Here is a 26,332-nt window from a genome sequence, read left to right as displayed (position 1 = left end):
CAGAATGTCTGTAAGTGCTTATTTTATATCAGATTAATCAGAATTTTCCTTTTCCATGTTATAATTTAGCTGAAAGGGGAGCGATTGTTATTTCTGAACAGAGAATACTTGCAATCAGTGATATTCACGGCTGTTATGATGAATTCCAATTGTTGTTAGAACGGATTCAATTTGATTCCTCCAGTGACCGGTTGATTCTGCTCGGAGACTATATGGACAGGGGACCAAAGTCAAAACAGACATTGGAGCGTGTGATGGAGCTTGTAAATTTAGGAGCATCAGCACTTAGAGGCAACCATGATCAGATGTTTTTAGACTTTATTAACAGTGATAATCCGAAGCGGGCACAGCACTATATGATGAACGGCGGTCAGGTGACACTGGAAACTTATGTGGGAAAAGAACATTTTGAAAATGGTGTCACAATGGAAAATCTGGAGTCGGCAAAATCATATATAAAAACGCATTATCAGGACCATATCGATTTTATTTCCGGACTTCTGTATTATGTTGAAACAGATAATCATCTGTTTATCCATGCCGGAATTGATCCCGGTCTTGACGACTGGCGAGACACCCCGGAATATGACATGATCTGGATTCGTGATGCATTTTTCAGAGCAGAGCATCCGTATGATTTTACTGTAGTACACGGTCATACACCTGCTCAGTTTATCCGGGGAGATAAAGATAATAATATTTATTTCGGTAATAAAAAAATCGGAATTGACGGTGCATGTGCGTACGGCGGCAGGTTAAACTGTCTTATTATCAACGGGAAAAACTATCAGGAGATGTTTGTAGACAGCGGAGAAATATAGGCAGGGCGATTATAGCATGATGCTGGAGTCCAGTCACCATGTTTGATACAGTATAAAAGAATAGTAAACTTCAACCTCAATATTTTTATGAAGGGAGTGTCTGTAATGAAAAAGAAAATATTAATGTATATTTCCATGGGTTACGGATACTCCACTGCAGTTTTCTTTTAAATTTTATAGAATTGGGTGAGTCTGTCTAATTAGAAGAGAACAGCAGAATATATAAAATGAGGGTATTGTTATGAAAAAAATTATGAGAAGCAATCCAAAATTTATGCCGAAGCCGGTCGGTCACTACAGTCATGTGACGCGTGTGCCGAAGGGAGCAGAACTAGTTGTTACTTCGGGGCAGGTCGGTACTGGTATAGACGGCAGCATTCCTTCAGAGTTTAACAGCCAGGTGACAAATACGTTTTTAAATATGAAAAAGCTCCTTGATTCTGAATCTTTGAGTGAAGAAAATGTCATCAAGGTTAATATCTGGGCAACAGAAGAAATTGACTGGGATCATTTGTATGATGAATGGAACTGGTTGTTTGAATCTGATTATCCATCGATGACAATCGCTTACGTTCAGGCACTCGGACTTCCTGAATTAAAGATTGAAATAGAACTGTGGTGTGCGGAATTTTAACACATTACTTAAAGACAGCAGGCATCTGCCTGCTGTCTTTGTTAGTTTTCACCGGCATCTTCTGCTAAGGCTTCACCGTTTTCCAAATATTGTTCAATGCCTTCAGCAGCCCGATATGCGAGAGCACCTATTGTATTTGTAGGGTGACTATTACTCAATTGAGGAAATGCTGAACCACCGACTACAAATAAATTTTCAACATCCCACATCTGCAGATAGCTGTTGACTACGGATGTTTCAGAGTTATCACCCATGACAACACCTCCGACATATGATCCACCTTCATAAATGTGATTAAAATTATCTGGAATTTCATCATCTTCAATGATATCTGCACCCATGGCTTCCATAATTTCATGACATCTGTCGACTCCGAATTGGCTGATATTATTTTCCTGGTCAGTCGGTCTGTATGTGACTCTTAAAAGTGGATCACCATATTCATCTGTATAAGTTGGATCAAGATCTAAGTAGTTATGCCAATAAGACATCATCATAGGACAGTATCGAACGTGAAGGTTTCTATAAGCATAATGCAGAGATTTCTGTTTATATTCCGCTCCCCAACCGGGTGTATCTGAAGGAACTGTCTGACTGCTCTCAAGTGCACCGTAGCCATACTGCCTTATTTCAATAATACCTCCGCCGATAAAATCAATATCGGAATGGTCAAAATTATCTGCATCATAATCACTGATAGATGCACCGAGCGCACCGGCCCCCATGTATAAATTAAATTTTTCATTTTCGAAAAATCCAGTCGCACCGAGTAACGAATGGTTAAAGACACCTGAAAAATTACGTCCAAGAGTACCTTCTCTTGTTTCAGGATCATACTGTTCTCCAATGTCTGACAGCATTAATAAACGATTGTTTGTGATGGAGAATGCAGCGAGAACAACGACATCAGCAGGCTGTTCAAATTCTTCTCCGGTTGTTTCATCAATATATGATACTCCGGAAGCTTGTTCGCTGTCATCATCGTAAAGAACACGTCTTACATTAGCATTAGTTCTAAGTTCAAAATTATTATGCCTTAAAGCTGTTGGAATTACAGTTGCGAGAGGATCTGATTTAGCATCGAAATCACAACCCGAGCGTGTGCAGAACGAACAATACATACATTGATTCAATTGTTCACCATCAGGATTCTCATAGTTTTGGGACATATTTCCTGCAGCAGTTTGAAATGGGTTCAGACCGAGAGATTCACCAGCCTGTTTGAAAAGTTTTAATGGTGGTGTTTCACCGAGTGGTGGGTTGGGCCAGGGACTGTTTCGTTCTGGTGCCAGAGGGTCCTGTTCACCTGAAATGCCTGCCATATACTCAAATCTTTCATAGTAGGGTTCCATTTCTTCATATGAAATCCCCCAATTCTGAAGATTCATATCTGCAGGGATTTTTTCCTCACCATATCGCTCAATTGTTTGACTTAGTACCTCAAACTCATATGGCAGGTATCTGTAAGTACCGCCGGCCCAGTGAACACTGCCGCCGCCTAAGTCGGTTCCTGACTGCATTTCTTTTTTTGACCTGACCGGATACGCTGTTTCATCTAAATCAGTTCTTGAAGTAATTGTTTCACTGGACAATTTCTGCATAATATCAAAACGATTATCATAACGCAGTTCATCTTTCACGCCTATGTAATCATTTCTATTTTTATCTTTTCCACGTTCTAAGGCAACAATATTATGGCCTGCTTTAGCTAACTCGGCACTGATAATTCCACCTGCCCAGCCTGTTCCTACAATGACGGCATCTACTCTGTCTAGTACTGTCGGCATAGTTTCCTCCTTATTTGATTTTAAAATATATAACACATAAATATTCAGAAAATAAAGACTATACACTTAATGCTATATTATTTATAAAAAAAGTCAATAAATGAGATTAATAGATATAAATTGTATTGATAAATGTACATATAACTGACCAGTATAGTTGAACTATGTTTAAAAATTTTAATGTGTGGTTATATAATAATGTAACAAAATCATTAGAATCTATAATCTATGGAGGTTTTAGAATGGCACCATTTATTAAAGAATATAATAATGATGAGGAAATACAGGAAGCAATTCAAACTTTAAAATCAAATAACATTGAACAAGAAAATATTTACGTTATCTGTCATGATGATGATCGTACAAAGCGTATCGTTGATAATGCAAGTGCAAATACGATCGGCTTAAGTGAGCAGGGGCTTGCTGATGCTGTAAAAACGACATTTGAAAAACAGGGTGATGAACTCAGAAATAAGTTGCAGAATGTCGGATTTAGTACTGAGGAAGCGTCAAAATATGAAGCGGAAATGGATAAAGGCGCCGTCTTTCTTATCGTCACTGATGTAGAGGGCGATGCAGAGAAAGTTAATATTGAAACATTGTTAAATGAATAGTAGGAAATTTTAAACCGTCATGTCCTGATTAGGATATGACGGTTTTTTTATCATAGATTTATTTAATTTTAAGACCGCGGTAGCGGTTAAGTGCAGCGAAGAGTTCTTGTTTTCTCGGTAAAGCAAGATTGCCGGGATGCCCTGAATAAGGTGATACAGCATCAAGTCCGTTTTCTTCAATATGCCGGTAGACTTGATGAACGGCTTCCTGCAGTGTCATAGTATTATCGAGAACTTCCCTTTGCAGGTAGTCAATCATAGCACTAATAGAACTGGTCTGGCTGCTGTCAACCAGCTGCTCCAGCCCGGAGAGATCAATCGCTTCTCTGCCGTAGAGTATCGTATGCATTCCTTTTGTTTTGAAGCGGCTGTCTTTACCGGTTTTAGAAAAACTGGATTTCAGAGGAATCCTTGAAGATTGTGGTCCAAATGAAAGGTCTGAAATAATATCCCGTTGAAAGCCCTCGGTTTGTGTGATGGATTTCGCAGCATCTGTCACATCTTTTAATCGATATTCATCCATCATGAAAATTTGGTCAGCAGCTTCAAAGTAATCACCGGAGCCGCCGACGATTAGAATTGTGGAAGTATTTAATTCTTCGTACAATGCTTTCACTTTATGGGTAAATGGAGTGATCGGCTCTTTATCAGATGAGATTAATTTCTGCATCCGGATATCTCTAATCATAAAATTAGTTGCGGAAGTATCCTCATCGATTAATAATAAAGAGCTGCCCGCTTCAATTGCTTCAATGACATTTGCCGACTGTGAAGTACTGCCGCTGGCATTTTCAGTTGAAAACCGGTGTGTATCTTTCTTGCCTGGCAGGTTATTAATGAACGGACTGATATTCACTTTCTCAATATTACGGCCGTCCTCGGCACGAATTTTGACCGCATCATCCTGTGTGAGTACCATTTCTCTGCCGTCTCCTGGGATATGATTGTACACACCGCGTTCCAGAGCCTGAAGCAGTGTTGACTTACCGTGATAACCGCCGCCGACAATCAGTGTAATGCCTTCTGGGATCCCCATTCCACTGACTGTTCTGCCGCTCGGAAGTGTGAGGTGCACTTCAAAATTTACCGGACTGATAAAACGAACTGCACTTTTTAGCGGACGGTCAGACACACCGCTTTCTCTTGGAAGGATGGCATCATTCGCAACAAATGCTGTCAATTTTCTTTGTTTCAGCTCTTTACGTATATGCACCTGGTCAAGTACCAGAGATACATGTTCTTTCAATAAACCCTGGTCTAAGCGACTGTAGAAGAGTGATTCACGAACGATTTTTGGAAGCATTTGAGTGAGTAGCTGTGAGGCAGATTTGCCGCGGATTTTTCTGCCTGCTGCCGGCAGTCCTACTTCAAATCGTAATTCAATAGTATCCCTGTTAATCATGACAGAAGTGCGTTCCAGAATTTCCTGTCCGCAGCGGTCGATGAAGATATTCTTTCCTTTAGAATTTTTATTGAAAGTTTTGATATTGCTGTAGAAGGCACGGGTTAAAAAGTCAGAAACAGCAGTGATTTTATCTTTTGAATCCAAAAGTTCATCAGGTATTCCGGAAGTTGTTCGTTTTATAATGATTCTCATTTTAGACGGCGGTGCATAAGGGTCAACCTGCACATGATCCACTGCAAGCCTATATTGATTAAACTGATAAGTGTTTCTCAGTTTTTTGTATGCACCATACTTTTGGCCGTCTAAAGAGGAAAGTAAACGTTCCAAGTACTCAGCATTTTTCATTTGAGATTCTCCTTTTTCAACAGTGTGATTCATTCGTGTAAGATGAGCAAATAATAACATAAATAACTCGTTAATCGAAATCCATGAAGTTTCTGAGTAATTTATACAGTCTGATAAAATAGATATCTCTGGTCAAGTCAGTAACTACCGTAAAGAATGGTAAAGAATAAAAGTCCATATTAAGCGGTTTGTTAATTCTGAGTCTATAGATTTTTTAGAAAGTACTTCTTTAGGGAAGAAAGTATATGGATGAGGTTATTCAATTCTTATTGTACACATTAAACTATGAAAGGCATTATATTATAGAAGGAAAACAGAACTGAGAGGTAGAGACTAGTTTTTCAATAGATCAGCTTAATGATTCCGATAAAAAGCCGCCACCTGAAAATTACGAACAGGGGAGGCTGAACTTACTCTTCTTCAACTGAATATCTAATTTCTTTAAAAGTAGTGATATCTCCATCATCATCATCGGTAGTTGTCTGGAGCAGCTGTATTTTGGGATCATAGTCGGTACTCAAGGCACCGTCAATATCGGCAATCTGTAATGTATAGACGCTGTCATTGTCAATTGTTCCTTCATAAATTGTTTCATTTGCTACGGAAATAGAGGTGTGTTTGTCTTCATCAATACCATGTGTTTGAATCTCAATTTGATTGCTTTCTGTAGTAATATCCGATGTCAGTAATTCAATAGATCCTTCACCAGTATCATTGTTAAAGGCAGTCTCTAAATTTCCGTCTATTTCTTCACCAGACATATTATTTAACAGACTGCATCCGGATAAAAAATAAAGAGAGGCCGAAATTGTCAGCAGTATACCGAATAATTTCAAATAATCAATCCTTTCATTTTTAATGGAAAATATTCCTACTTTATCTTAAACAATACATTTAAATAAATTTTCTGTCAATATTATTATTGTTGGTTTTTATTAACTAATTTATAAACACTCTCATTGTTTTTTACTTCCCCAGATATCAATTAATTCATCTGTTTAATTGTTTCATCATCATTATTTCGTATAATATTAAATCATTGTAATCATGTTAAAGGCAGCATAAATATGAATATTTACAGGGAGGACTTTATGATCAGCTATGAGCAGTTCCATCTAAATAAGGAAAATAGAAGAACAGGAAAATTTAAAAATGTCTTACATCCGGATTTCAAAGAATTTGGACAGTCGGGAAATATATATGTAACACAAGATTTTCCAGATTCTATTTCTGATAACAGTGAGTATGAAATAAAACATTTCTCAGTCACGGATTTATCGAAAGAAAGCAGGTTGTGTACTTATTTATTATTGAATACGACTAAGAAACAGGCGAGTAACAGAAGTTCTGTCTGGATCGTGTTTCAAGGAGAATGGAAATTAATTTTTCATCAGGGGACGCGTACTGAATATCATTTTTAGTACGACTTTGTCCTTTGACGCTCTATACAGAACTTATGTAAACAGTTGTTGAGGATGATTCTCGACAAATAGAGGCAAAGTGTTATTTTTTATAAAAACTTGAGTTTCTACTTGTGCCTGACGTAACGTTAGGTGATATGATGAATCTATCTCACGAAGGGGAGTAATGAATATGGAGAAAGGGACGTTTACAGTAAGCGAATTTGCTGAATATACTGGTGTTTCAGTAAGAACACTTCATTATTATGACAGCAAAAATATTTTGAAGCCGAAGCGGGACAATCAGTCGGGGCACCGTATATACGATAAAGAGGATTTAATTCAGCTTCATAAAATTATGACTTTAAAATTCCTCGGTTTGACTTTGGATAATATCAGTGAGTATATGCAGCAGAACACATTCGGATTAAGTTTTATCGATACATTACATCTTCAGGAGACAAAGCTTCGTAAAGACCGTGAGCAGATTGACACTGCACTTGAATCCATTCACAGAACCATTCAACTGTTTGAAGATGAAAAGGAAGTGAATGACGCTATTCTGGTCAGTCTTCTCTCCGGTATGCAGAATGAAAGAAAGCAGCAGGAACTTACGGAAGGGATTATTCGAAGTGATATTATAGAAGCGATGTTTCCCGGTGAAATTGAAGATAAGATGACTTTTGAAAAAGAGATGATGCAGTTTTATAAAAAAGTAAAACAATTATACGGCAGATCTGCTGATGATTTTGAGGTAAAGGAAATGCTTGATGCTTTTTACAGAGGAGTTCTTAAAGCGTTTAAAATAGATACTCTTGAAGAATTGGCAGAAATTTATACGGTTGATTTTGATAGTCAGGAAGATACAGAACGTATCAATCAGTACCTGTATGAAATGGACCGTATGTTCCCGACACCGCTGACTGAGAAGGAAGATAAGTGGCTTCAGAAAATAACGGAGGAATATTCAGATTCTCTGTCGAATAAAAAAAGTGAGGAAAATTAGATGAACGATTCAAAACAGAAATCAAGCAGTTTTATCCAGCTGATTTTATCAACAAAAATATCAAAATTCGTGTTAACACTCGGACTGCTTGGAAGTATACTTACCACTTTAGTAGGCTTAACGATTCCGCTCCTGACGAGAGAGCTTGTCGACGGTTTTTCCATCGCCGATTTAAATTGGTGGTTTATCGCAGTGATTGTCGGTGTATTTATAATTCATGCGATTGTTGATGGTCTTTCGGCCTACGCACTTGCATATGTCGGTCAGAATGTAGTGGCTAAATTACGTGAAATTGTATGGAAAAAATTAATACGACTGCCGGTCAGTTACTTTCAAAAACAGCCGAGCGGGGAATCTGTCAGCCGGGTCATCAATGATACAGGTATTGTAAAAGATTTAGTATCCCAGCACTTTCCTCAATTTATATCGGGTCTTATATCTATTATTGGTGCTGTTATCATTTTATTATTTATGGACTGGAAGATGACATTGATTATGTTTATCGCGGTGCCGATTACACTTGTTGTAATGATACCGCTTGGCAGCAGAATGGCTAAGGTGTCCAGGAGACTTCAGGATCAGACTGCGAATTTTCAAGGTGAAATTCAGCAGACTGTCAGTGAAATCAGACTGATGAAATCTTCTACAGCAGAGGATATGGAAAAGACGCGCGGATTAACAGGTATTTCAAAGCTATTGAAAACAGGTTTGACTGAAGCTAAAATTTTTGCGGTTATCGGACCGTTCATGTACATGGTAGTGATGCTTGTGATTGTCATTATTATCGGTTACGGCGGTATAAGAGTTGAGCAGGGGACAATGACCACTGGGTCGCTCGTCGCATTTTTACTGTATTTATTCCAAATCGTATTTCCGATTACCACTTTTGCGATGTTCTTTACAGAACTGCAGAAAGCGAAAGGTGCAACGGAGCGTATTGTGGAGATACTTGAAGAAGAGGAAGAAGGGCTTACCGGTCAGGAAAAACAAATTGGAAATCTTCCAATTGAATTCCAGAATGTATCCTTCTCCTATGATTCCGGTGAGAAAGTATTAAACAAAATCTCATTTAAAGCTTCACCGGGAGAGATGATTGCATTTGCAGGACCGAGCGGCGGCGGTAAAACCACTGTTTTTGGATTAATTGAACGTTATTATGAACCGGATGAGGGTGAAGTGCTGCTTGGGGGAGAGAGTGTGGAAAATATCTCACTCGAATCCTGGCGTTCCCAGCTCGGTTATGTATCCCAGGAGAGTTCAATGATGTCCGGTACGATTCGGGATAATTTAACATACGGTCTGCCGGAAGCGGACAAGATCAGTGAAGACAAACTTTGGGCAGTCGCAGAAATGGCTTATGCAACGACTTTTATCGAAGAACTGCCGGATAAAATGGAAACAGAAGTAGGGGAAAGAGGGACTAAATTATCGGGTGGTCAGCGTCAGCGTATTAATATCGCCCGCGCGTTTTTAAGAGACCCGAAAATTCTTCTGCTGGATGAAGCAACCGCAAGTCTCGACAGCCAGTCTGAACAAGTGGTTCAAAAAGCACTGCAGCGGCTGATGGAAGGCAGAACAACATTCGTTATCGCACATCGTCTGTCGACCATTGTAGATGCCGATCAAATTATCTTTATTGAAAATGGACAGATTACAGGCAAAGGATCCCATCAATCATTGATAGAGAGCCACGAGCTATATCGTTCCTTCGCCAAACAGCAGTTAAAATAAATGATGAGGCAGAGTACCTGTTCAGGTATTCTGCCTTTTTTGGGTATTATTTAATTGAGGTAATGTTCAGCTGTTTTGTGTTTAAGTTCTCATCTGACCCTTGGATTCATGAATCATCCAGTTTCCAAATGTGTTTAAAAAGGAGATGATTCTGTCCGGCTCTTCTACAGGGTTAACAGCGTACTGAACTGCCTGTCTCATATCATTTTCTTTTTCAGGATAATGTCTGGAGAAAAGCTGATAGGCAGGATATAAGTCTCTTGTGTATTTATGCTCTCTTTCTATCACGAGCGCAAGTCCTGCACGGACAATTATTTTCATAATCCATACACAGCAGTCTAAAATATCTTCTATATCATCGTTATCCTTAAGATCATACTTTGCTGTTTGTATCTGATTTTCCAGAGGATTCAGATGAAAACCTGCCAGTAAGTTATCTGCTTTATAATCTGGTATGGAAGGGATTAAATCTTTTCCGTATACACAGATACTGTGCGTTTTGATTATGAAAGAGATAATCGAAGTATTATCAGCAGATAGAATTTCATCAATGCTGAATACAGCGAATTCCACACCGCTTACAATATCAAAGTCATTTTCCAGATGATTCTGTACCTGATCAACCCAAGCGAGGTCAACATCAGTGATATCTTTTGTGGTGACAGCAATTGTATCCAGGTCAGAGACTTGTTCAATACCAAAACCGCGCGGAACTGAACCTCTGATATATATACTGTGCAGCTGATCTTTTAAATGAAAATCATAGGCATTCACTACTTCTTCAATCACTTTATGGAAGCCCGGTTGAATATTCTTCAGACTGGTGTCGTTTATGATGTAACCCCGGTTGTCGGTTGGACAAAATTGTCCGATATTTTTAATTTGTGTCAATAAAGCACCCCATTGATTAGTATTCTCTGATTCCACTATAAAAGAGAAATCAATTTTTTCTGTACTCAGACAGTTTACAATGAAAGACAGGAACATTAGGTTTGGAGCTGTCGAATTTTTCGTGTAAGATTAACAATCATTTTACTGTACAAAATAATTACGAATAATGCGAGTATCATAATTACATAAAGAGAGATAGATGGGCTTTCAAGAGCAAGTCCGTTAATGAATAAAGCCATAATCATAAAAATAGATATAAAGATTCCGAACAGGCACCATCGTTTTCTTATTTTTTGAAACAGATTAATTTTGGATGATGTATCAGTATAAATTTCTGCAGTGCCTGTTGCACTGCTTTCTTTTTTAAAATAAATCCATTCACCGTCAAAAATAGGGTATGAAAAAGCAAAACTCCAGCCGCTGTCCTCAAAAAATTGTATATACTCATCTTTATCACCTTCAGCCTGGCTGTGATAATCGATTTGGTAGTACACGTCTTTTGATTCACTTTTTTCAAAAATATATTTGAAGTTTTTATAGGCTTTGAAATGCCAGCCCTTCTGAGCCATGCTGCGCAGATACATTCCTTCTTTTTCAAAGTTATCTACAGTAAAAAATTTCAGCACTTTTTTCTCCACTAATCCTCAATCCTTTCTAAGTTTTTATATAGCTCTGTAATTCTGCTTTTTTCCATAAGTAGAAGCTGATTCCCGAGATTAGTTGTTTGATATATTTTCCGCTTGTTTTCTATTTTTATAATGTCGATTAGACCATCCTTCTGCATTTTAGACAGACTGCCGTATAATGTACCCGCCCCGAGTTGGATACGGCCGTGAGTCATTTCTTCAACATACTGCATAATCAGATAACCGTATCTCGGTGTCTGCAGAGATAATAAAATATAAAATGCCGTTTCAGTCATTGGAAAATAAATCTTTTGTATTCTATCCTCCATATATATCGCACCTCGATGTATTTGTTACTTATAGTATATCGAGGTGCGATATACTTGTCAATTTTTCTGAAGGGAATTAATTTTAGTAGGAGTTAAAAGAGGGGATTGAATAATCAGATCAGGATAATAAAAAAGACTGCGTTATGCCGGTGGAACACCGGACTTAACACAGTCGCCAATGAGTACATCATCATATAATATTCTATTTTTATTAAGCTTCTCTGAACTGGAGTTCAACAGAAATTTTTACTTCTTTACTGACAAGGACACCGCCGGTTTCAAGTGTCTGATTCCATGTTAAACCGTATGCTTCACGGTCGAGGCTGAATTTACCTTCAAAACCGTAAACGGTAGAACCGGACATCGGGTCAACTGCCTGTCCGTTATAATCAAGTTCAACAGTGACTTCTTTAGTCACGTCTTTGATAGTCAGATCACCGGTTACTTTGTAAGAAGTCCCGCTTTTTTCAATATTAGAAGATTCAAATGTAATTTCAGGATAAGTGTCTGTTTCAAAGAAATCACCGCTTCTTAAATGACCATCACGGTCTGCAACACCTGTATTGATTGAAGCGACGTTTGCTTTAGCGAATACTTTGGCATTTTCAAAATCTTCGATGTCATCTGCTGTAATTTCAACTGAGTAATCATCGAAAGTCCCTTTTACTTTTGTCACCATCATGTGTTTTACCATAAATTCTACTTCTGAGTGTGCATTATCTGCTACAAATTTTGTCATTGTTATTCCCCCTTGAGTTAAGTTTTATTTCTAAAGTTATAATATCATAGTTAGTTACATAAAGAAAGTGAATTACATTAATAAATCATAAAGATAATATATATAAATAAAACAGATGGCCCGTGACGATATTTGAATACGTTATGATAATATAAAGTAAATAGAAAAAGGGGGATTATTTTATGAAGTATTATGATCAGCACTTACATACCTCATTATCGTTTGATTCAGATGAGACGTTTGAAAATTATTTAAAGCACCAGCCTGAATACTTTACTGCGACGGATCATTTTGATTTAAAAAATCCGGGAACCAACTTTGCCGATGAGATTCCGGATTATAATGAACTAAGCCGTTCATTGAACTCACTGAGCGAAACATACGAGACAAACTTTTTGCGAGGTGTTGAAATTGGAGTGGTGCCGGGACAGGAATCTGATATTGAAGATTATTTGAGAAAACATCCATATGATTTAAAGCTTGTAAGCATTCATCAAAACGGCCGGTTTGATTATATGGATCCAGCTGTTTTAAAGAAAAACAAATACGACGTGGTAAAGATGTATTTTGATCAGATGGACCGGGTGCTTGATACGTTTAAGGATGGTCATATTTTAACGCACTTTGAATACGGTCTCCGTCAGTTTGACTTCAGCAAAAAAGAGCTGGAAGAAAATTTTGAACGGGAGCTGACCTCTATTTTTAAAAAGGTGATTAACAGAGAAATGGCGGTAGAGATTAATGCGAAAAGCTTTGGACCGTATAAAAATGCTGAACTTTACCATTACGCAGTACCGCTTTATCAAAGTCTCGGCGGAAAATTGTTTACACTCGGATCAGACGCCCACAAAGCTGAAGACTATCAAATGTTATTTCCTGAAATGTCTGCCATGCTGAAAATATTTGATGTGAATCATTTAGTTGTTTTTCAAGGAAAAGAACGATATATTACCAAACTTCCCGACAGTGAATAATAATAATCCAGTATGATGACTGATTGTCATTATACTGGATTTTATTTTGCTTGATTAATCAGAGTAATTATTTTACAATTAGTTTAATTAAATTAAACTTTTGGAATACCGTAATTACTAAAAACCTTTGGATTAAAAGGAGGGGTCTATCATGATGAAATTAATACAGCGTATTTATCATGGAAAATGGCGGATGGCAGTGGTGAGTTTCTTATTTTTAAGTATACTTTCTTTAGACGGTATTATGTTTCCATACTTTTTAGGACGTTTTACCGATGTTCTGACGGCAGGGGAATACGACAGTGTTTCAAGTCTTTTGATGCTATGGTTTATCATCTGGCTGATTCTTGTCAGTTCACAATTTGCGTTTTCGTATTTCTTTGGCAAGCTGCGCCGGGATATCAACATTGATTTAAAAGATATGGTGTTTAAACGTTCGTATGACGAAGGAAACAGCGGTGTATTTTCGAGTAAGTACATTTCAATGATCACTGCTGATATTAAGCAGATTGAGAAAGACTTTATAGATAACTCGATGACCTTCATATACTGTATTCTTCAGAGTCTGGTGACACTGGTATTTCTTTTAGTTTTGAACTGGCAGGTCGGGCTTGTATTTGTTGCTTTCGGTTTTCTGCCGGCTCTGATTCCGAAATTTACATCAAAATGGCTGAAAAAAGGAACGGAAGAGTGGCAGAAAGAAAATCACAGTTATATTAGACAACTTGAGGACGGTTTAAATGCAAGAAGTCTCGTCAAGCGGTATGATGCTGTTCCTTTTATTTTTAAGGAATTGTACCGGGCGTTGTCAAAAGAACAGAGCAGTTATTTTACAATGAATATCCGGCAGAGTGCGTCCTCATACCTCGTCAGTGCATTATATGTCGTTTCAGCGATGGCGTCACTGGTATTTGGAGCATGGATGGTGATTCAGGGGAATATCACAATCGGTGTAATGATTACCATTTATATGGCGGCAGACCGTGTCACGAGCCCGTTAATATCACTTGCGAATATTTATAATAATATGGCGGGTTCAGAACCGCTGCTAAGAAAGGTGCTGGACAGTTGTCCATCCACTGCACCGACTCTGCCGCCGGTATATACAAATCAGTCGGATTATTTAGTTCATCTGGAAGATGTCTCAGTTGGTTATGACAAAAATCATCCTGTCCTTGAAAATTTAAATTTTAAAATCAGAAAGGGAGACAAAATTTTAATTGAGGGACCGTCCGGTTCAGGAAAATCAACACTGCTGAAAACAATATTGAATGAACAGAATCCTTTATCAGGTTCATTGAAATACGGGAAGAACTTAAAAGGTAAATTAACAGACACGTTCGCTGTTGTTGAACAGCAGCCGTTCGTTTTTTATAACACACTGAGATATAATCTTGTTCTTGGGAAATCTGTACCGGATGAAAAGTTGTACGCTGTACTGAAAAAGGTCGGCTTGGACAGCTTGGCAGATGAGACAGGTCTCGATACAGAGATTGGATCCGGCCGTCAGTTGTCGGGTGGTGAACTTAAACGGCTGGAAGTCGCACGGGCAATGTTAAATGAGAAAGACATTTTAATTGTGGATGAAGCATTATCAGGGCTCGACAGTTCGAATGCCGACCGCTTGAATCAGTTGATTATTGATTATCCCGGAACTGTTATTAATATTGAACACCGGCTCACGAGAGAAATCAGCAGCCGTTTTAATAAGACTTTGAAACTCGGTGAATATAAATAGGCAGTCCTCATTCTCTGCTTATTTGATGCTTAATATTTTCCAGTCATTGTTTTTTAATAACTTACCAATGTATAAAATCTGCCCCAGATGATAACTTAAGTGGGATAATTCAATTTGTACAGCCTCCATGACACTTAAATGTTGCTTCCGCAGGTAAACCGTTCTATTTAAATCGCTGCCGTTCAGTTCTTTCAATGTATTGAATAATAAAGACCAGCCGTCTTCCCACTGCTGCATTAAAAACTCTCTTTTTTCACCTGCATATTTAAATTCTTCCGTCCGTTTCCGGGAGGGTTTTTCCCCGTCTTCCGTTAAAAAATTTTTCCATCTTGAATGCATATTTCCGCTTAAGTGTTTCAAGATAACAGCAGCACTGTTGGATGCCGCGTTCGGCTGATAAAAGAATTCTTCATCATTTAATTGGCTCAAACCTTCTTCCGCCCGTTTTTTAATGTGGCTAAACTGTTTTATCGTAATGTCTAAGTATGTCATGGTATGACCTCCAAATTTTAAATATTAATTTAAATGAAGCGTACACAAATAACGGGGTGTCCCAACATATTTTTCTTTTAATCTCTCCACAAGAAAACCATTTTTTCGATAAAATACTACGGCATCATTATCAGTTTCTGCTGTAATTTTACTATGAAGATTACAGCCGGCAATATAAGAAATCAGATATGAACCTATACCTTCTTTTCTATAGTCGGGAGAGACTGAAATACTTTTAATCTCAATATGATTCAGGCTGTGCTTTTTTACAATAATGATACCGTCTACAGTTTCTAAGTGTTCACAGCCAAATGCGTATATTTCCGGATTAGATTTGTATCTTTCAGCAATGTTAATGAGTTTCTGCCGGCTGCAGGGATACTCACTGTAGGACAGGAGTGTCAGTATTTCTGAATCAGACAGGTGGTTTTTCAAGGCTGTAACCTTCATTAAACATCCCTCATTTCTTAATTTATAATACCTTTGGACGATATGATAAGTCTTACAGTTATAGTAGCATTTAAAATGTACCTGTTAAAACATTACATAAAAGGAAGACGGTGATGATATATTTAAGCTGAAATCTTTCCGTTGTTTTTATTTTTTTAACTTATTTCTGAAGCTTGCAGGTACATTGTTGGAAATTACAATAATGGTTAAAGTGTACCAGATGACAGAGTCGGTGTTTATGACATCGATGATTATAGGGGTAATGGCATTAAGTGCATTTTTCAGCGGGCTGATTGTGACACGTTTTATTCATTATTTTAAACTGAAAAATATATTAGTGACCACTTCTATTCTGCGTATCTTCACTGTGTCTGCACTTTATATCTGTATCAATTCGGAAAATCTTCTGCTGATTATGATTCTTTTGATGGTACAGTCATTTTTTTCAGCATGGTCTGCACCTGCCGGCCAGTCAATTATTCCCTTGTTATTCAGAAGGGAACAGCTGCGTGAAATCAATACATTTTTGTCCACAACAAATGAAGTCATTCAGGCAGTCGGATGGTCTCTCGGCGGAATACTTTTATTGTATCTGGAGTCGGATATTTTAGTTATTATTATACTCTGCCTGTTTGCCTTATCGGCTGTGCTGGCTTCATTGATTAAACTGAATCAGCGTATATCTAAAAAAGAGCATAAGAAAAAGCGTTTTAAAATATTGTTGACGCATCCTGTGGTCTTAAACATTACTGTTGTTGATATGCTCGAAAGTGCCGCCAATACAATATGGACTTCTGCACTATTATTGTCGTTCACACTATATGTTTTAAATGCGGATGAGATGGTGTGGGGACATATTAACGCACTCTATTTTGCCGGTTCGATTATCGGTGGAATTGTACTCGTTACATTGTTAAAGAATACAGAATTTAATTTATTTAGTCTGATTATTATCTGCGGTTGTGTGATGGGTGCACTGACTTTAATTATGACAATTTCAGGGAATACGTGGACAGCACTGGCAGCTGCATTTTTTATGGGTCCGATATATCAGATAAGAAATATATATCAAACGACAGCGCTGCAGATGTATACAGATGATGAAAACAGGACAACTGTTTTTTCAGCAAGGTCCGCAATTCTAACACCATGGAACGGTGTAGCAGTGATGATGATGGGATTTCTTGCTGAAGTGACAACCATTACAACGGTTTATATTTTGAGCGGTGTGATTTATATTTTAAGTTCTGTATTAGTTTATATACTATCAAGAAATATAATGAATGTTCCGGCGGCAGAGAATGAATGATAGGGATTGTTATTACAGGAATGGTTTTATGAAGGCGTATATCATTATGAAGTTTTGGAAATATAAATTTTAATCATTGGAGTGAAGGAAATGAGCGATATTAAAAAAAGATTTTTTAAAGATGACAGATTGAACCATGTACCAAAAAAAGAAAAAGATAAAATAGCACTTTTTGATTACTTAAGTGAACGGTTTGAGACAGGAAAAATTTACAGTGAATCCGAAGTCAACCTCACATTACGGTCTGTCTATGACGACCATGCAGTTCTGAGAAGATACATGGTAGATTACGGTTATCTGGAAAGAAGTACTGACGGCAGTGAATATGTTGTGTCTGAAACAGATAAGGAAAAGTAAAAAATTTAATATTGGTTGAAGTTTTTATTGGGGGAGGGAACAGATGAGGCATACATACGGACAATTGAAAACAGAGCGGAATTTTATATCGCTCGCACTTGGAAGGCTGTTCAAAATTGCAGGTATGACATTATTCAGTATTGAGGTTATCTGGCTGACACTGGATTTAACGAATCAGTCTGCGTTTCATCTGTCGGTGATTGCGGTTGCACAGACGGTGCCATATATCATTTTTGGTGTTTACGGCGGCATTCAGGCAGATAAATGGAATAAAAAGAGAATGCTGATTTTCTCTGATTTATTTGCCATACCATTGTTATTAGTGATACCGATGTTGTATTTTACAGGCTTGCTGAGTTTTACCGTTCTGGTGATACTCACGGTGTTATTTACGATCTGTAACTGTTTTTCAGAACCCAGTTTCCGCTCAATACTGCCTTCAGTTCTGCCGGGGGATAAATTGAAGCAGGGTAATGCGCTTCTTGATTCAATACAAAGAGGTGCAGCAATTTTTGTACCGGTCACGATTACATTTTTTCTATTGTTTCTTCCGGAAGTTCATATATTCAGTGTCGCAGCAGCGTCTATCCTTTTAGCACTTGTCTCACATCTATTGATTAAATATGAGGATAAAAGAGCGGAGACGAAGCGGAAGCAGATGTCTGATATTGCGGAAATGAAATACACATTCAGTTATATTAAAAGTCATCCTGAAATATCCGTACCGATGTTCAGTTCCGCACTCTGTATCCTTGTGAATACAGGACTGTGGAGAGTCGCACTTCCTTTACTGCTGAGTGTCCAATTAAATGCAGGAGTCTCAGCCTACAGTTATATGATTGGTATTTTAGGGACAGCTTCACTTCTGACATCACTCTGTCTTGGAATGGTTAAGAATTATAACAGCCAGCTGACTTTTGTTGCCGGTGTATTTATCTGGGGGACTGGTCTTTTGATTATCGGATTGTCACCGAACTTAATACTCATTTATGCAGCAGCCATACTGCTCGGCACCGGACAGGCCGCCCAGGGACTGACACGGGTAACAATTTTTCAGGAAAAACTACCGGAACACCTGCTCGGAAAGGTATTCAGTACTTCAGGATCGTTGAGTTATGCAAGTGACTCACTGTCATTACTGCTGATTCCGTTATTAATGACAGTAAGCCCATTATCAGCACTATTTTCTACAGGCGGGATTTTATTGATATCATTTGCGGTAACAGGCAGATACAAAATTAAGAAATCTGAGGCTAAGCCATTGGTGAACTCCCGTTAATCATTTAAACGACTTGTTTTAAAAACTGATCGAGAATGTTGTTATACAGCTCCGGTTGATCAAGGTGTACGGTATGACCGGCAAACGGAAGTATTGAAGCATGAATATTTTCATTCTCTTTTGGATATTTTACTGCACCGATTGTCTCGAGGTCTGCATCCCCGCCGACTATAAACAATACGGGCATGTGTAAATCTGATAAATCTTTTGTCTGGTCAAAAGGATACCAGTCATTTCCTTCAGTCGATTGAAGGACTGCTCTCCAGTCGCCGTCATGAAGCTGATCAAAATATGCAGCAGTTTCTTCGTCTTTTAATAATTCGGCAATATTTTTATTCTCTTTCTCATTAATATCCTCCCAATTATCCGGCCGTTCCGGAATGATGCCTGACAGCATTAGACTCTGTACTCTGTCCGGACGGGCTTTCGCAAAATGAAGTGCGGCCAGAGCACCGAGGGAACAGCCGGCGAGATGAACTTTTTGTACATTTAAGTCATCCAGGGTTTCGACTAAATCCGATACAGAATCTTGAAAATAATTATTGAGATTAAAGTTTTCTGTTACAGATTTGCCATGACCGCGTAAGTCAGGCAGTATGACCTGATAGTTTTGATTGAAATACTCCCTTTGATCTTCAAGTTCCACAGCCCCGGTTTGAAGTGCCGTGTGTAAAAAAAGCAGAGGTGCACCGTTCCCTGTAATTTCTGTATGCAGTATCATACTTATTTCTCCTTTATTTCTTATATTTTCTATATTTTAATTATGACTGAATAAAGAGATGATTGATATATTAAATAAAGAATAGTTTGAAAATAATAACTCATATATGTAAAATTGAATACATAATATGGAACTTGGAGTGACAATTTGATGAACAATAAAATTCATATGTACGAAAATATTCTGATTCGTCCGTTCAAGCGGGAAAGTGATGATATTGAAGAGCTGACACGATTGTTGAACCGTGCATATAAAGAGCTCGATGACATGGGCTTTAAGTATCATGCGACATATCAGAACTCTGATGTCACAAGACAGCGGATTGACGGTGCATACTGCCTGGTCGGTATACATAATGATAAAATTATAGCGACGATTACATATTACAAACCGGGGATTAAGTCAGGCAGTGAATGGTATGAAAAAGAAGATGTCGGTGTTGTGGGACAGTTTGGTGTACTGCCTGGTTACCGTTCGATAGGACTCGGGGCATACATGATGGATATGGTTGAAGCAGCTGCCCATAGTGAAGGAACTGCAGAAATTGCTTTGGATACTGCAGAGGGTACACAGCATTTACGATCATATTACGGAAGAAGAGGCTACCGTTTTATCGGGTATGTGGACTGGGAGATGACTAATTATGAAAGTGTCATCATGAGTAAAAATTTGAACGGTTTATCTTTGAAAACAGACAGCTGACACTACATTTGAAAATGAAGTAAGTGTTTTTTAGTAATACAGCACAATCAATTGAGAGGATGCTCGAACATGAATAATAACAGCGGCGGAGAAGGAATCATCATTTCAATAAGCGGCATTGACGGCAGCGGCAAGACAACTTTACTTGGACGTTTAAATTCACATTACACCAAACTCGGCAAAGAGACTTTATTAACAAAACAACCGACGTTAAATTATATGACACATCCGCTTGTAAAAGACAATTTAAGTACCGGCAGGACTGAGGCAGGGCCGGAAGCGCTCGCCCTGTTGTCAGCCTTCGACCGGCTCTGTCATGTCAGTGATTTAAAGCATGAGCTCTCGGACAAGGACATGATATTTTCTGACCGATATAAGCTTGACGGCATTGTCTCCTTTGCAGCAAGAGGGCTTGATGATCAGTGGGTGAAGGAGATTAATAAATTCTGTCCTGAACCGGATGTCAGCATTTTGATGAACTGTCCGGGGAAAACGGCGTATGACAGAATCCTTAACAGAGGCGGAGAGATGACATATGACGAAAGGTCACCGGATATTCTTGAACGAAAACGGAATCTGCTGTTAAAGTACCGGAATCCGCAGACTCTGGTACTGGATGCGACTGAAGATCAGGATAATTTATTTGAAGAAGCGGTTGAATATATAGATCATTATCTGAAAAAGAATTCATTAAACTTATAAATTGGAGGAGGAAAACATCATGAAGTTGTCCTGGATTCTCTGGACGATTGTAAGTGTTACAGAAATCGCGCTGTTGATCGGGATTTCTATATTTTTATGGCAGAGAGAAGTAGATGGTGCAGGTGTACTGCAGACACCTGAGATTAAACTGATAAATATAGGTGTATTGTTAGCATTTTTCATCATTCCAATAGTGATTCAGTGTATCTGGCTGGTTGTAAATATAATTGTAAGTAATAAAAAGTCTAATTATCAGTATGCAGGTGATTAGACAGGGGAGGTGTAACGATGAGAAAACATAATGATTTAATCGGTGAAATGTTAAGTAAAACACCGGTTAAAGCATCAAACAACAGTAACTTATCTACACTGAAGTCGATGGAAGAAACAGCAAAAAGAGAAGGGTATAAACCAAGCTGGGTGAGTAAGAAAGAGATGATAGCAAAGAGAATTGAGTCGGCAGAAAGTGCAGCTGATATTGATGAAATCAATCAATTAATCGCCGCCTATAACCTCAGCTGCCCGCCTCCGATGCAGGTATATCCAATTTCATTAAAATATTTGGATAAATGTAAAGAACTGTGGCGGACGAAGCGGGTGTAGTGAGGGGAGTACGAATACAGTAATACTTGTCAAAACGTCTCAGCCTTTAAACGGTGAAGCAGTACAGCAATATCGTCATCGCTGTTAAGAGTGATGACCTTGGAATGATATAAAGAAAGTAGTTTCAAAATTTCAGGTTTCTGCTGATTATCAAACTGTTGATTATAATTATGGAGAAACCTGAAAATTTTAATGGTCGGTTTATAATTTGCCTTTTCAATTCTCAATATCTGCTTTATAAACCTTCTTATGATTCGCCATTTTCTTTTTGATTGATCTATATCGAGAAATATAATTAAGTCTGCACTTTTAAGAGAAGGCTCAATCCATTTGTGATGAACCCCCTCAATAATCCATTTATCTGAACCTGCAAGGCGGTTTAAATATTCATCCCTGTCACTAATACTTCTTTTCGTATCTCCGGAGTCAAGCCGTTTCCACACGACATTGTCGAGCTCATAATGGGGGACAGCGAGAAGGACCGAAAGTGTTTTTGCAATTGTGGTTTTACCGCTGCCGATGGAACCAATAATATGAATTTTATTTTTCATAGCAACCTCATTCGTTTCAAGTTAGTGTTGTAGTAATTTGTGCGCTCTTAATTAAGTTTTGATCGTCTTTTTTCAAGTTCTTCAATAAATAAATCCCTGTCCTCAGGTGAAATAATGACATGTCCCCAAAATCCGGATTTATATGATATTTCAACAGCATCACTGGAAGACACTATGCGAAATCCCATCGCAATATGATTTGTTTTTTTAATTCCAATAATATCGGAGTATTTAATTCTAGAACGAAACGGTCCACCTTGTACGTATAAATAATCGTCATACATCACATATTTTATATGAAGAACAGTCCACAGTATTAAACCAGTTGTAACAATAAATAAGGCGGCCAGAAAAAAGGCTGTTAAATAATCAGTCTGTGGTGAAAAAACCGGCAGTATCATTGAGAGCGTAAGAATAGTTAAGACAATAGTCATTAGTATTTTAAACCCTCTGTCCATTTTGGAACGGAATATCATCATGATGCTCCTTACATTTTAAGTAGTTATTTCATGTCTTCAGATAAAAGACCGTATATCACATGATCTACATAATGATTATACAGCCATTCAGCCTGCCGGATGACGCCTTCTTCTTTAAAGCCGAATTTCACAGGCAGGGCAGTACTTTTATCGTTCCCGGACGCAGCACGAACCTCAATTCGATTAAGCTTAAGATCATCGAATCCGTAATTAATCAGGGCCTGAAATGCCCGGGACATAATCCCCTTCCCCTGATAGTCTTCGCCAAGCCAGTATCCAACTGTACCTGTTTTATTTGCCCAGACAATCTGATTAAAACCGATAGTCCCGGCAATCCGGCCGTTATATATGATGGCAAATGAAAGCGGGTAGCCGCCGTTAGCTTTCAGCTCGTCCCATCTTGATTGAATATTTTTTTCGGTATCTTCAACTGTATTAACATAATCCAGCCAGCCCAGCCATTCTTTCAAGTAAGGCTTGGAAGTCATCGTAAGATGATAGAATTCTTCCGCGTCGTTTTTATTGAATAGTCTTAAAGACACCTCATCATCAATTTTATGTACCAGCATCATTTTTCCTCCTTTGATTTCCCTCAGCAGTTCTGAAAATTATATCATTTCTTGTGAAATTTAATAACCATTATAATACATAATTTATATAAAAAGTCATTTTTTATTAGATTTTGTATTCGTACAAAGAAACATGAAAATCGTCAACTTGACGGTCTTCTATATGTTTAAATCCTTGTTTTTCATAAAATCTGCATAGTGATTCACGATCAGATGCACAGTCGAGCCGGATATATTTTTTATTCTGCCTTTCTGCTTCATTTTTTACCCAGTGAATCATATCTCTTGAGATACCCCTGCCCGCACAGGCTCTTTTAACCGCAAATTTGTGAATGTAAAGTGCATTATTGTTTGTTTTTTCCGGCCAGAATACAGGATCGTTCTGCTGAACAATAATGGTTGCCACAGCCTCATTATTTAAACAGCCGATAAACATCTCACTCATATCATTTTTGTTCAATAATGCGTATACAGTGAGTTCATCATACCGCCACATCTCTTTGTTGTTTTCTTTCAGCCACCTTGATGCAGCAATTAAAATAGAAGAGAATTCATGAATAGTATCTGGTGTTACATTTTTAATCATCAAAGTCATTACCTCCTGACTTAATCAAATCTTTTCATTTTACGGGGGATTTCAATCGCATCATTTATGGAATTTTAGCACAGGTGCATATATTGAATCAGATAAAAAGATGATATTGTCTATTTTACCTGTTTTAAACTGAGGGATGAGAGGGTTTTATTTATCATCTTAAAAATTTTCTGTAATATATACTGTAGTTATGATGAATCGGAATTAAAATATAAAATTCATGGGGGAAGATGATGAATCAAAGCATCCATTTTGACACCAAGCAGAATATTTTTCATTTAAATACAAAGAACAGCAGTTATATTATTAAAATTCTTAAAGACGGTACATTAAGCCATATATATTACGGTAAAAGACTCCGCCGGTATCATGGATCGAAATCTTATATCTTTGTGGACCGCGGGTTTTCACCGAATCCGACACTTGAAGACAGTACTTTTTCTTATGACACCATCCCCCAGGAGTATCCGACAAACGGCGACGGGGATTTTCGTACAGCAGCTTATCAGACGCTTGAAGGAAACGGATCGAGAATATCGAGATTTCATTTTGATTCCTATGAAGTGATTGAAGGGAAACAAAAGCTGCAGGGGCTTCCACATACGCATGCGGAAAATAAAGGTGATGCAGAAACGTTAATCATTCATGCGAAAGATGCTGTAAATGGTTTAGCAGTTGAACTTCAATACACTGTTTTTTATCATGCAGATGTCATGACACGCTCCGTTAAATTTATTAATGAAACCAGTCAGTCCGTTAAACTGCTGCGTGCATTAAGTATGAATATTGATTTCCGGGACCCGGATTTCGATTTGGTGACACTTTACGGTTCTCATAATAATGAACGGAATGCAGTCAGACGGAAAGTTGTACCGGGCATTCAATCTGTTGAGAGTACGAGAATATCAAGCAGCGCACATCAGGCACCGTTTGCTGCGCTCGCAAAACCAGATACGACAGAATTTCATGGTGAAGTATACGGCTTCCAGCTGGTATACAGCGGTAGTTTTTTAGCACAGGTGCAACTGGATTCATACGAAACAACGAGAATATCAATGGGAATTAATCCGTATGATTTTTCATGGAAGCTGGATTCTGGAGAATCATTCCAGACACCTGAAGCCGTGATGACGTATTCAGACAGCGGTTTTGGAGGAATGTCACGTCAGTTTCATGATTTCTACAGAAAGCATCTTCTCCGCGGCAGTCATAAAGACAGAGAACGCCCGGTATTATTAAACAACTGGGAAGCGACATATTTTGATTTTAATGAGGAGAAAATCGTTCAGCTCGCAGAGGAGGGGCGTGAACTCGGCATTGAACTGATGGTTCTCGATGACGGCTGGTTCAAGGACAGAAACCGTTTTGAAAGTTCACTGGGTGACTGGACAGTAGATACCGGGAAGCTTCCCGGCGGGCTTGAAAGATTGTCTGAAAAAATTCATGCACTTGATATGAAATTCGGTATTTGGTTTGAGCCGGAAATGGTGTCTGAAGACAGTGATTTATACCGTCGTCATCCGGAGTGGTGTCTCGGGATTCCAAACAGAAATTCTTCATATGGAAGAATGCAGCTTGTACTGGATTTAACACGGGAAGATGTACGTGATTATTTATATGATTCTATTTCAGAAGTTTTGAAAACAGCGGATGTAGATTATGTGAAATGGGATATGAATAGAAATATAACAGAACCCGGGTCCAAAGAACTGCCTGAGGACAGAATGCAGGAGACCGGCCACCGTTACATTCTCGGGCTCTATGAATTGATGGAGAGACTGACCTGTGATTTTCCGGATGTTTTATTTGAAAGCTGCTCGAGCGGCGGCGGAAGATTTGACCCGGGGATGCTTTACTATATGCCGCAGACATGGACCAGTGACAATACAGATGCTGTATCACGCTTAAATATTCAGTACGGGACAAGTCTGACTTATCCAGCAGTAACTATGGGTGCCCATGTATCAACAGTTCCAAATCATCAGGTCGGCCGGATCACCCCGCTTAAAACAAGAGGGGATGTGGCTATGGCTGGAAACCTCGGTTATGAACTGGATTTGAATGCGCTCAGTAAAGATGAAAAGCGTGAGATAAAGGCACAGATTAATTTTTATAAGAAATATAGAAAACTGATACAATTTGGTAATCAGTACAGACTAATTAATCCGATAGAAGGAAATGAGGCGGCATGGATGTATACAGACAAGGAACAGTCCCGGTGTCTTGTCACATATGTTAAGCGTTTTTCACTTCCGAGCGCACCAATCAGAATATTAAAACTGAACGGTCTTGATCCGGCAAGTCTTTACAGAGATTTGGAGACCGGTGAATGCTTCGGCGGTGATGAATTGATGTACGCAGGTATTTCAATTCCGAGAGTGAAAGAAGATTTTCACAGTATGACATGGGTATTTGAAAAAGTATCAGAAGATAAAATACAGTAATTTTTGGAATAAAAATCTCGTTCTCTTTATCAGGGGGCG

30 protein-coding genes are annotated in these 26,332 nt (G+C 38.3%); 16 read left to right on the top strand and 14 right to left on the bottom strand.

The genetic code is table 11. The features are described from left to right. The first annotated feature begins 14 nt into the window (after positions 1 to 14). Positions 15 to 821 (top strand): metallophosphoesterase family protein, encoded by an 807-nt coding sequence (locus ACFSX4_RS04305; RefSeq protein ID WP_377771894.1) that lies wholly within the window; start codon positions 15 to 17, stop codon positions 819 to 821. A 241-nt stretch (positions 822 to 1,062) separates the two neighbouring features. Further along, entirely contained in the window at positions 1,063 to 1,455 is a 393-nt protein-coding gene (locus ACFSX4_RS04300; protein WP_377771892.1) for a RidA family protein, read from the top strand. Positions 1,456 to 1,496: 41 nt separating this feature from the next. Here ACFSX4_RS04300 and ACFSX4_RS04295 read toward each other — a convergent pair whose 3' ends face one another. Further along, the gene (locus tag ACFSX4_RS04295) at positions 1,497 to 3,242 is read right to left on the bottom strand and encodes a GMC family oxidoreductase (protein ID WP_377771890.1); all 1,746 of its coding nucleotides are present in this window, start codon (positions 3,240 to 3,242) and stop codon (positions 1,497 to 1,499) included. A gap of 242 nt (positions 3,243 to 3,484) precedes the next feature. Between ACFSX4_RS04295 and ACFSX4_RS04290 the strand changes: the two genes are divergently transcribed. Continuing rightward, positions 3,485 to 3,856 (top strand): general stress protein, encoded by a 372-nt coding sequence (locus ACFSX4_RS04290; RefSeq protein ID WP_377771888.1) that lies wholly within the window; start codon positions 3,485 to 3,487, stop codon positions 3,854 to 3,856. A 58-nt stretch (positions 3,857 to 3,914) separates the two neighbouring features. Here the strand turns inward: ACFSX4_RS04290 and ACFSX4_RS04285 are convergent, their stop codons facing one another. Together ACFSX4_RS04285 and ACFSX4_RS04280 are read right to left on the bottom strand one after the other, a co-directional pair. Next, on the bottom strand, positions 3,915 to 5,606 hold the full coding sequence (locus ACFSX4_RS04285) for an ABC-ATPase domain-containing protein (protein WP_377771886.1): 1,692 nt from the start codon (positions 5,604 to 5,606) through the stop codon (positions 3,915 to 3,917). Positions 5,607 to 6,016: 410 nt separating this feature from the next. Then, positions 6,017 to 6,442 carry a hypothetical protein gene (locus ACFSX4_RS04280; protein ID WP_377771884.1) on the bottom strand — a complete coding sequence of 142 codons (426 nt, stop codon included), beginning with the start codon at positions 6,440 to 6,442 and terminating at the stop codon, positions 6,017 to 6,019. Positions 6,443 to 6,697: 255 nt separating this feature from the next. On the opposite strand from ACFSX4_RS04280, the gene ACFSX4_RS04275 reads away from it, so the two are divergent. The 3 genes from ACFSX4_RS04275 to ACFSX4_RS04265 all read left to right on the top strand — a co-directional run bounded on the left by ACFSX4_RS04275 (position 6,698) and on the right by ACFSX4_RS04265 (position 9,743). After that, positions 6,698 to 7,027, top strand: a complete 330-nt coding sequence (locus ACFSX4_RS04275; RefSeq protein ID WP_377771882.1) for a hypothetical protein — start codon at positions 6,698 to 6,700, stop codon at positions 7,025 to 7,027. 166 nt (positions 7,028 to 7,193) lie between these two features. Beyond that, complete coding sequence (locus ACFSX4_RS04270) at positions 7,194 to 8,012, top strand: MerR family transcriptional regulator (RefSeq protein ID WP_377771880.1); 819 nt, start codon at positions 7,194 to 7,196, stop codon at positions 8,010 to 8,012. Beyond that, positions 8,013 to 9,743, top strand: coding sequence for an ABC transporter ATP-binding protein (locus ACFSX4_RS04265; protein ID WP_377771878.1), 1,731 nt, complete (start codon positions 8,013 to 8,015; stop codon positions 9,741 to 9,743). Between the two features lie 81 nt (positions 9,744 to 9,824). Here ACFSX4_RS04265 and ACFSX4_RS04260 read toward each other — a convergent pair whose 3' ends face one another. The 4 genes from ACFSX4_RS04260 to ACFSX4_RS04245 form a co-directional block, all read right to left on the bottom strand. Continuing rightward, positions 9,825 to 10,634, bottom strand: coding sequence for a nucleotidyltransferase (locus ACFSX4_RS04260; RefSeq protein WP_377771876.1), 810 nt, complete (start codon positions 10,632 to 10,634; stop codon positions 9,825 to 9,827). 95 nt (positions 10,635 to 10,729) lie between these two features. Beyond that, a complete protein-coding gene (locus tag ACFSX4_RS04255; RefSeq protein ID WP_377771874.1) occupies positions 10,730 to 11,260 on the bottom strand; it encodes a DUF2812 domain-containing protein in 531 nt (176 codons plus the stop codon). 11 nt (positions 11,261 to 11,271) lie between these two features. Continuing rightward, positions 11,272 to 11,589: a PadR family transcriptional regulator gene (locus ACFSX4_RS04250; protein ID WP_377771872.1), complete on the bottom strand. Its 318-nt coding sequence runs from the start codon at positions 11,587 to 11,589 to the stop codon at positions 11,272 to 11,274. A gap of 211 nt (positions 11,590 to 11,800) precedes the next feature. Continuing rightward, positions 11,801 to 12,328, bottom strand: a complete 528-nt coding sequence (locus ACFSX4_RS04245) for a YceI family protein (RefSeq protein ID WP_377771870.1) — start codon at positions 12,326 to 12,328, stop codon at positions 11,801 to 11,803. Positions 12,329 to 12,510: 182 nt separating this feature from the next. Here ACFSX4_RS04245 and ACFSX4_RS04240 point away from each other — a divergent pair, with 182 nt between their 5' ends. Further along, positions 12,511 to 13,302, top strand: a complete 792-nt coding sequence (locus ACFSX4_RS04240; protein WP_377771868.1) for a PHP domain-containing protein — start codon at positions 12,511 to 12,513, stop codon at positions 13,300 to 13,302. A 151-nt stretch (positions 13,303 to 13,453) separates the two neighbouring features. Beyond that, positions 13,454 to 15,040 carry an ATP-binding cassette domain-containing protein gene (locus tag ACFSX4_RS04235; RefSeq protein WP_377771866.1) on the top strand — a complete coding sequence of 529 codons (1,587 nt, stop codon included), beginning with the start codon at positions 13,454 to 13,456 and terminating at the stop codon, positions 15,038 to 15,040. A gap of 18 nt (positions 15,041 to 15,058) precedes the next feature. Here the strand turns inward: ACFSX4_RS04235 and ACFSX4_RS04230 are convergent, their stop codons facing one another. Next, positions 15,059 to 15,532 carry a DUF1572 family protein gene (locus tag ACFSX4_RS04230; protein ID WP_377771864.1) on the bottom strand — a complete coding sequence of 158 codons (474 nt, stop codon included), beginning with the start codon at positions 15,530 to 15,532 and terminating at the stop codon, positions 15,059 to 15,061. A 24-nt stretch (positions 15,533 to 15,556) separates the two neighbouring features. Then, positions 15,557 to 15,982, bottom strand: a complete 426-nt coding sequence (locus tag ACFSX4_RS04225; protein WP_377771862.1) for a GNAT family N-acetyltransferase — start codon at positions 15,980 to 15,982, stop codon at positions 15,557 to 15,559. A gap of 187 nt (positions 15,983 to 16,169) precedes the next feature. Here ACFSX4_RS04225 and ACFSX4_RS04220 point away from each other — a divergent pair, with 187 nt between their 5' ends. From ACFSX4_RS04220 to ACFSX4_RS04210, 3 genes are all read left to right on the top strand, one after another. Continuing rightward, positions 16,170 to 17,291 carry an MFS transporter gene (locus ACFSX4_RS04220; RefSeq protein ID WP_377771860.1) on the top strand — a complete coding sequence of 374 codons (1,122 nt, stop codon included), beginning with the start codon at positions 16,170 to 16,172 and terminating at the stop codon, positions 17,289 to 17,291. A gap of 90 nt (positions 17,292 to 17,381) precedes the next feature. Beyond that, positions 17,382 to 17,648, top strand: a complete 267-nt coding sequence (locus ACFSX4_RS04215; RefSeq protein ID WP_377771858.1) for a DUF2087 domain-containing protein — start codon at positions 17,382 to 17,384, stop codon at positions 17,646 to 17,648. A gap of 43 nt (positions 17,649 to 17,691) precedes the next feature. Next, on the top strand, positions 17,692 to 18,927 hold the full coding sequence (locus tag ACFSX4_RS04210; RefSeq protein ID WP_377771857.1) for an MFS transporter: 1,236 nt from the start codon (positions 17,692 to 17,694) through the stop codon (positions 18,925 to 18,927). 4 nt (positions 18,928 to 18,931) lie between these two features. Here the strand turns inward: ACFSX4_RS04210 and ACFSX4_RS04205 are convergent, their stop codons facing one another. Then, positions 18,932 to 19,648 (bottom strand): alpha/beta fold hydrolase, encoded by a 717-nt coding sequence (locus tag ACFSX4_RS04205; RefSeq protein WP_377771855.1) that lies wholly within the window; start codon positions 19,646 to 19,648, stop codon positions 18,932 to 18,934. Between the two features lie 150 nt (positions 19,649 to 19,798). Between ACFSX4_RS04205 and ACFSX4_RS04200 the strand changes: the two genes are divergently transcribed. The 4 genes from ACFSX4_RS04200 (at position 19,799) to ACFSX4_RS04185 (ending at position 21,655) form a co-directional block, all read left to right on the top strand. Further along, positions 19,799 to 20,350, top strand: a complete 552-nt coding sequence (locus tag ACFSX4_RS04200) for a GNAT family N-acetyltransferase (protein WP_377771853.1) — start codon at positions 19,799 to 19,801, stop codon at positions 20,348 to 20,350. Positions 20,351 to 20,419: 69 nt separating this feature from the next. After that, the gene (locus ACFSX4_RS04195; RefSeq protein WP_377771851.1) at positions 20,420 to 21,052 is read left to right on the top strand and encodes a hypothetical protein; all 633 of its coding nucleotides are present in this window, start codon (positions 20,420 to 20,422) and stop codon (positions 21,050 to 21,052) included. Between the two features lie 19 nt (positions 21,053 to 21,071). Then, positions 21,072 to 21,323, top strand: a complete 252-nt coding sequence (locus ACFSX4_RS04190; RefSeq protein ID WP_377771849.1) for a DUF3923 family protein — start codon at positions 21,072 to 21,074, stop codon at positions 21,321 to 21,323. A 17-nt stretch (positions 21,324 to 21,340) separates the two neighbouring features. Continuing rightward, positions 21,341 to 21,655: a hypothetical protein gene (locus ACFSX4_RS04185; protein WP_377771847.1), complete on the top strand. Its 315-nt coding sequence runs from the start codon at positions 21,341 to 21,343 to the stop codon at positions 21,653 to 21,655. Positions 21,656 to 21,684: 29 nt separating this feature from the next. On the opposite strand, the gene ACFSX4_RS04180 is transcribed toward ACFSX4_RS04185, so the two are convergent. From ACFSX4_RS04180 to ACFSX4_RS04165, 4 genes are all read right to left on the bottom strand, one after another. After that, positions 21,685 to 22,206 (bottom strand): DNA topology modulation protein FlaR, encoded by a 522-nt coding sequence (locus ACFSX4_RS04180; protein WP_377771845.1) that lies wholly within the window; start codon positions 22,204 to 22,206, stop codon positions 21,685 to 21,687. 47 nt (positions 22,207 to 22,253) lie between these two features. After that, entirely contained in the window at positions 22,254 to 22,682 is a 429-nt protein-coding gene (locus ACFSX4_RS04175) for a PH domain-containing protein (protein WP_377771843.1), read from the bottom strand. A gap of 26 nt (positions 22,683 to 22,708) precedes the next feature. Continuing rightward, the gene (locus ACFSX4_RS04170; RefSeq protein WP_377771841.1) at positions 22,709 to 23,254 is read right to left on the bottom strand and encodes a GNAT family N-acetyltransferase; all 546 of its coding nucleotides are present in this window, start codon (positions 23,252 to 23,254) and stop codon (positions 22,709 to 22,711) included. A gap of 106 nt (positions 23,255 to 23,360) precedes the next feature. Next, positions 23,361 to 23,840, bottom strand: a complete 480-nt coding sequence (locus ACFSX4_RS04165; protein ID WP_377771839.1) for a GNAT family N-acetyltransferase — start codon at positions 23,838 to 23,840, stop codon at positions 23,361 to 23,363. A gap of 242 nt (positions 23,841 to 24,082) precedes the next feature. Between ACFSX4_RS04165 and ACFSX4_RS04160 the strand changes: the two genes are divergently transcribed. Beyond that, positions 24,083 to 26,293 carry an alpha-galactosidase gene (locus ACFSX4_RS04160; protein WP_377771837.1) on the top strand — a complete coding sequence of 737 codons (2,211 nt, stop codon included), beginning with the start codon at positions 24,083 to 24,085 and terminating at the stop codon, positions 26,291 to 26,293. Positions 26,294 to 26,332 lie beyond the last annotated feature (39 nt).

Source organism: Corticicoccus populi (genome assembly GCF_042686195.1).
GTDB lineage: Bacteria > Bacillota > Bacilli > Staphylococcales > Salinicoccaceae > Corticicoccus > Corticicoccus populi.
The sequence above is the reverse complement of the archived record's forward strand: the minus strand, read 5'-3'. Positions and strand labels throughout refer to the sequence as shown.

What these genes read in the sequence shown, in the direction of transcription:
- ACFSX4_RS04275 (WP_377771882.1), top strand. Translation starts at nt 6,698, where the DNA reads ATGATCAGCTATGAGCAGTTCCATCTAAATAAGGAAAATAGAAGAACA.
- ACFSX4_RS04175 (WP_377771843.1), bottom strand. Translation starts at nt 22,682, where the DNA reads ATGATATTCCGTTCCAAAATGGACAGAGGGTTTAAAATACTAATGACT.
- ACFSX4_RS04245 (WP_377771870.1), bottom strand. Translation starts at nt 12,328, where the DNA reads ATGACAAAATTTGTAGCAGATAATGCACACTCAGAAGTAGAATTTATG.
- ACFSX4_RS04180 (WP_377771845.1), bottom strand. Translation starts at nt 22,206, where the DNA reads ATGAAAAATAAAATTCATATTATTGGTTCCATCGGCAGCGGTAAAACC.
- ACFSX4_RS04300 (WP_377771892.1), top strand. Translation starts at nt 1,063, where the DNA reads ATGAAAAAAATTATGAGAAGCAATCCAAAATTTATGCCGAAGCCGGTC.
- ACFSX4_RS04190 (WP_377771849.1), top strand. Translation starts at nt 21,072, where the DNA reads ATGAAGTTGTCCTGGATTCTCTGGACGATTGTAAGTGTTACAGAAATC.
- ACFSX4_RS04235 (WP_377771866.1), top strand. Translation starts at nt 13,454, where the DNA reads ATGATGAAATTAATACAGCGTATTTATCATGGAAAATGGCGGATGGCA.
- ACFSX4_RS04295 (WP_377771890.1), bottom strand. Translation starts at nt 3,242, where the DNA reads ATGCCGACAGTACTAGACAGAGTAGATGCCGTCATTGTAGGAACAGGC.
- ACFSX4_RS04240 (WP_377771868.1), top strand. Translation starts at nt 12,511, where the DNA reads ATGAAGTATTATGATCAGCACTTACATACCTCATTATCGTTTGATTCA.
- ACFSX4_RS04185 (WP_377771847.1), top strand. Translation starts at nt 21,341, where the DNA reads ATGAGAAAACATAATGATTTAATCGGTGAAATGTTAAGTAAAACACCG.
- ACFSX4_RS04170 (WP_377771841.1), bottom strand. Translation starts at nt 23,254, where the DNA reads ATGCTGGTACATAAAATTGATGATGAGGTGTCTTTAAGACTATTCAAT.
- ACFSX4_RS04290 (WP_377771888.1), top strand. Translation starts at nt 3,485, where the DNA reads ATGGCACCATTTATTAAAGAATATAATAATGATGAGGAAATACAGGAA.
- ACFSX4_RS04215 (WP_377771858.1), top strand. Translation starts at nt 17,382, where the DNA reads ATGAGCGATATTAAAAAAAGATTTTTTAAAGATGACAGATTGAACCAT.
- ACFSX4_RS04285 (WP_377771886.1), bottom strand. Translation starts at nt 5,606, where the DNA reads ATGAAAAATGCTGAGTACTTGGAACGTTTACTTTCCTCTTTAGACGGC.
- ACFSX4_RS04265 (WP_377771878.1), top strand. Translation starts at nt 8,013, where the DNA reads ATGAACGATTCAAAACAGAAATCAAGCAGTTTTATCCAGCTGATTTTA.
- ACFSX4_RS04225 (WP_377771862.1), bottom strand. Translation starts at nt 15,982, where the DNA reads ATGAAGGTTACAGCCTTGAAAAACCACCTGTCTGATTCAGAAATACTG.
- ACFSX4_RS04195 (WP_377771851.1), top strand. Translation starts at nt 20,420, where the DNA reads ATGAATAATAACAGCGGCGGAGAAGGAATCATCATTTCAATAAGCGGC.
- ACFSX4_RS04230 (WP_377771864.1), bottom strand. Translation starts at nt 15,532, where the DNA reads ATGACATACTTAGACATTACGATAAAACAGTTTAGCCACATTAAAAAA.
- ACFSX4_RS04165 (WP_377771839.1), bottom strand. Translation starts at nt 23,840, where the DNA reads ATGATTAAAAATGTAACACCAGATACTATTCATGAATTCTCTTCTATT.
- ACFSX4_RS04250 (WP_377771872.1), bottom strand. Translation starts at nt 11,589, where the DNA reads ATGGAGGATAGAATACAAAAGATTTATTTTCCAATGACTGAAACGGCA.
- ACFSX4_RS04270 (WP_377771880.1), top strand. Translation starts at nt 7,194, where the DNA reads ATGAATATGGAGAAAGGGACGTTTACAGTAAGCGAATTTGCTGAATAT.
- ACFSX4_RS04200 (WP_377771853.1), top strand. Translation starts at nt 19,799, where the DNA reads ATGAACAATAAAATTCATATGTACGAAAATATTCTGATTCGTCCGTTC.
- ACFSX4_RS04160 (WP_377771837.1), top strand. Translation starts at nt 24,083, where the DNA reads ATGAATCAAAGCATCCATTTTGACACCAAGCAGAATATTTTTCATTTA.
- ACFSX4_RS04205 (WP_377771855.1), bottom strand. Translation starts at nt 19,648, where the DNA reads ATGATACTGCATACAGAAATTACAGGGAACGGTGCACCTCTGCTTTTT.
- ACFSX4_RS04210 (WP_377771857.1), top strand. Translation starts at nt 17,692, where the DNA reads ATGAGGCATACATACGGACAATTGAAAACAGAGCGGAATTTTATATCG.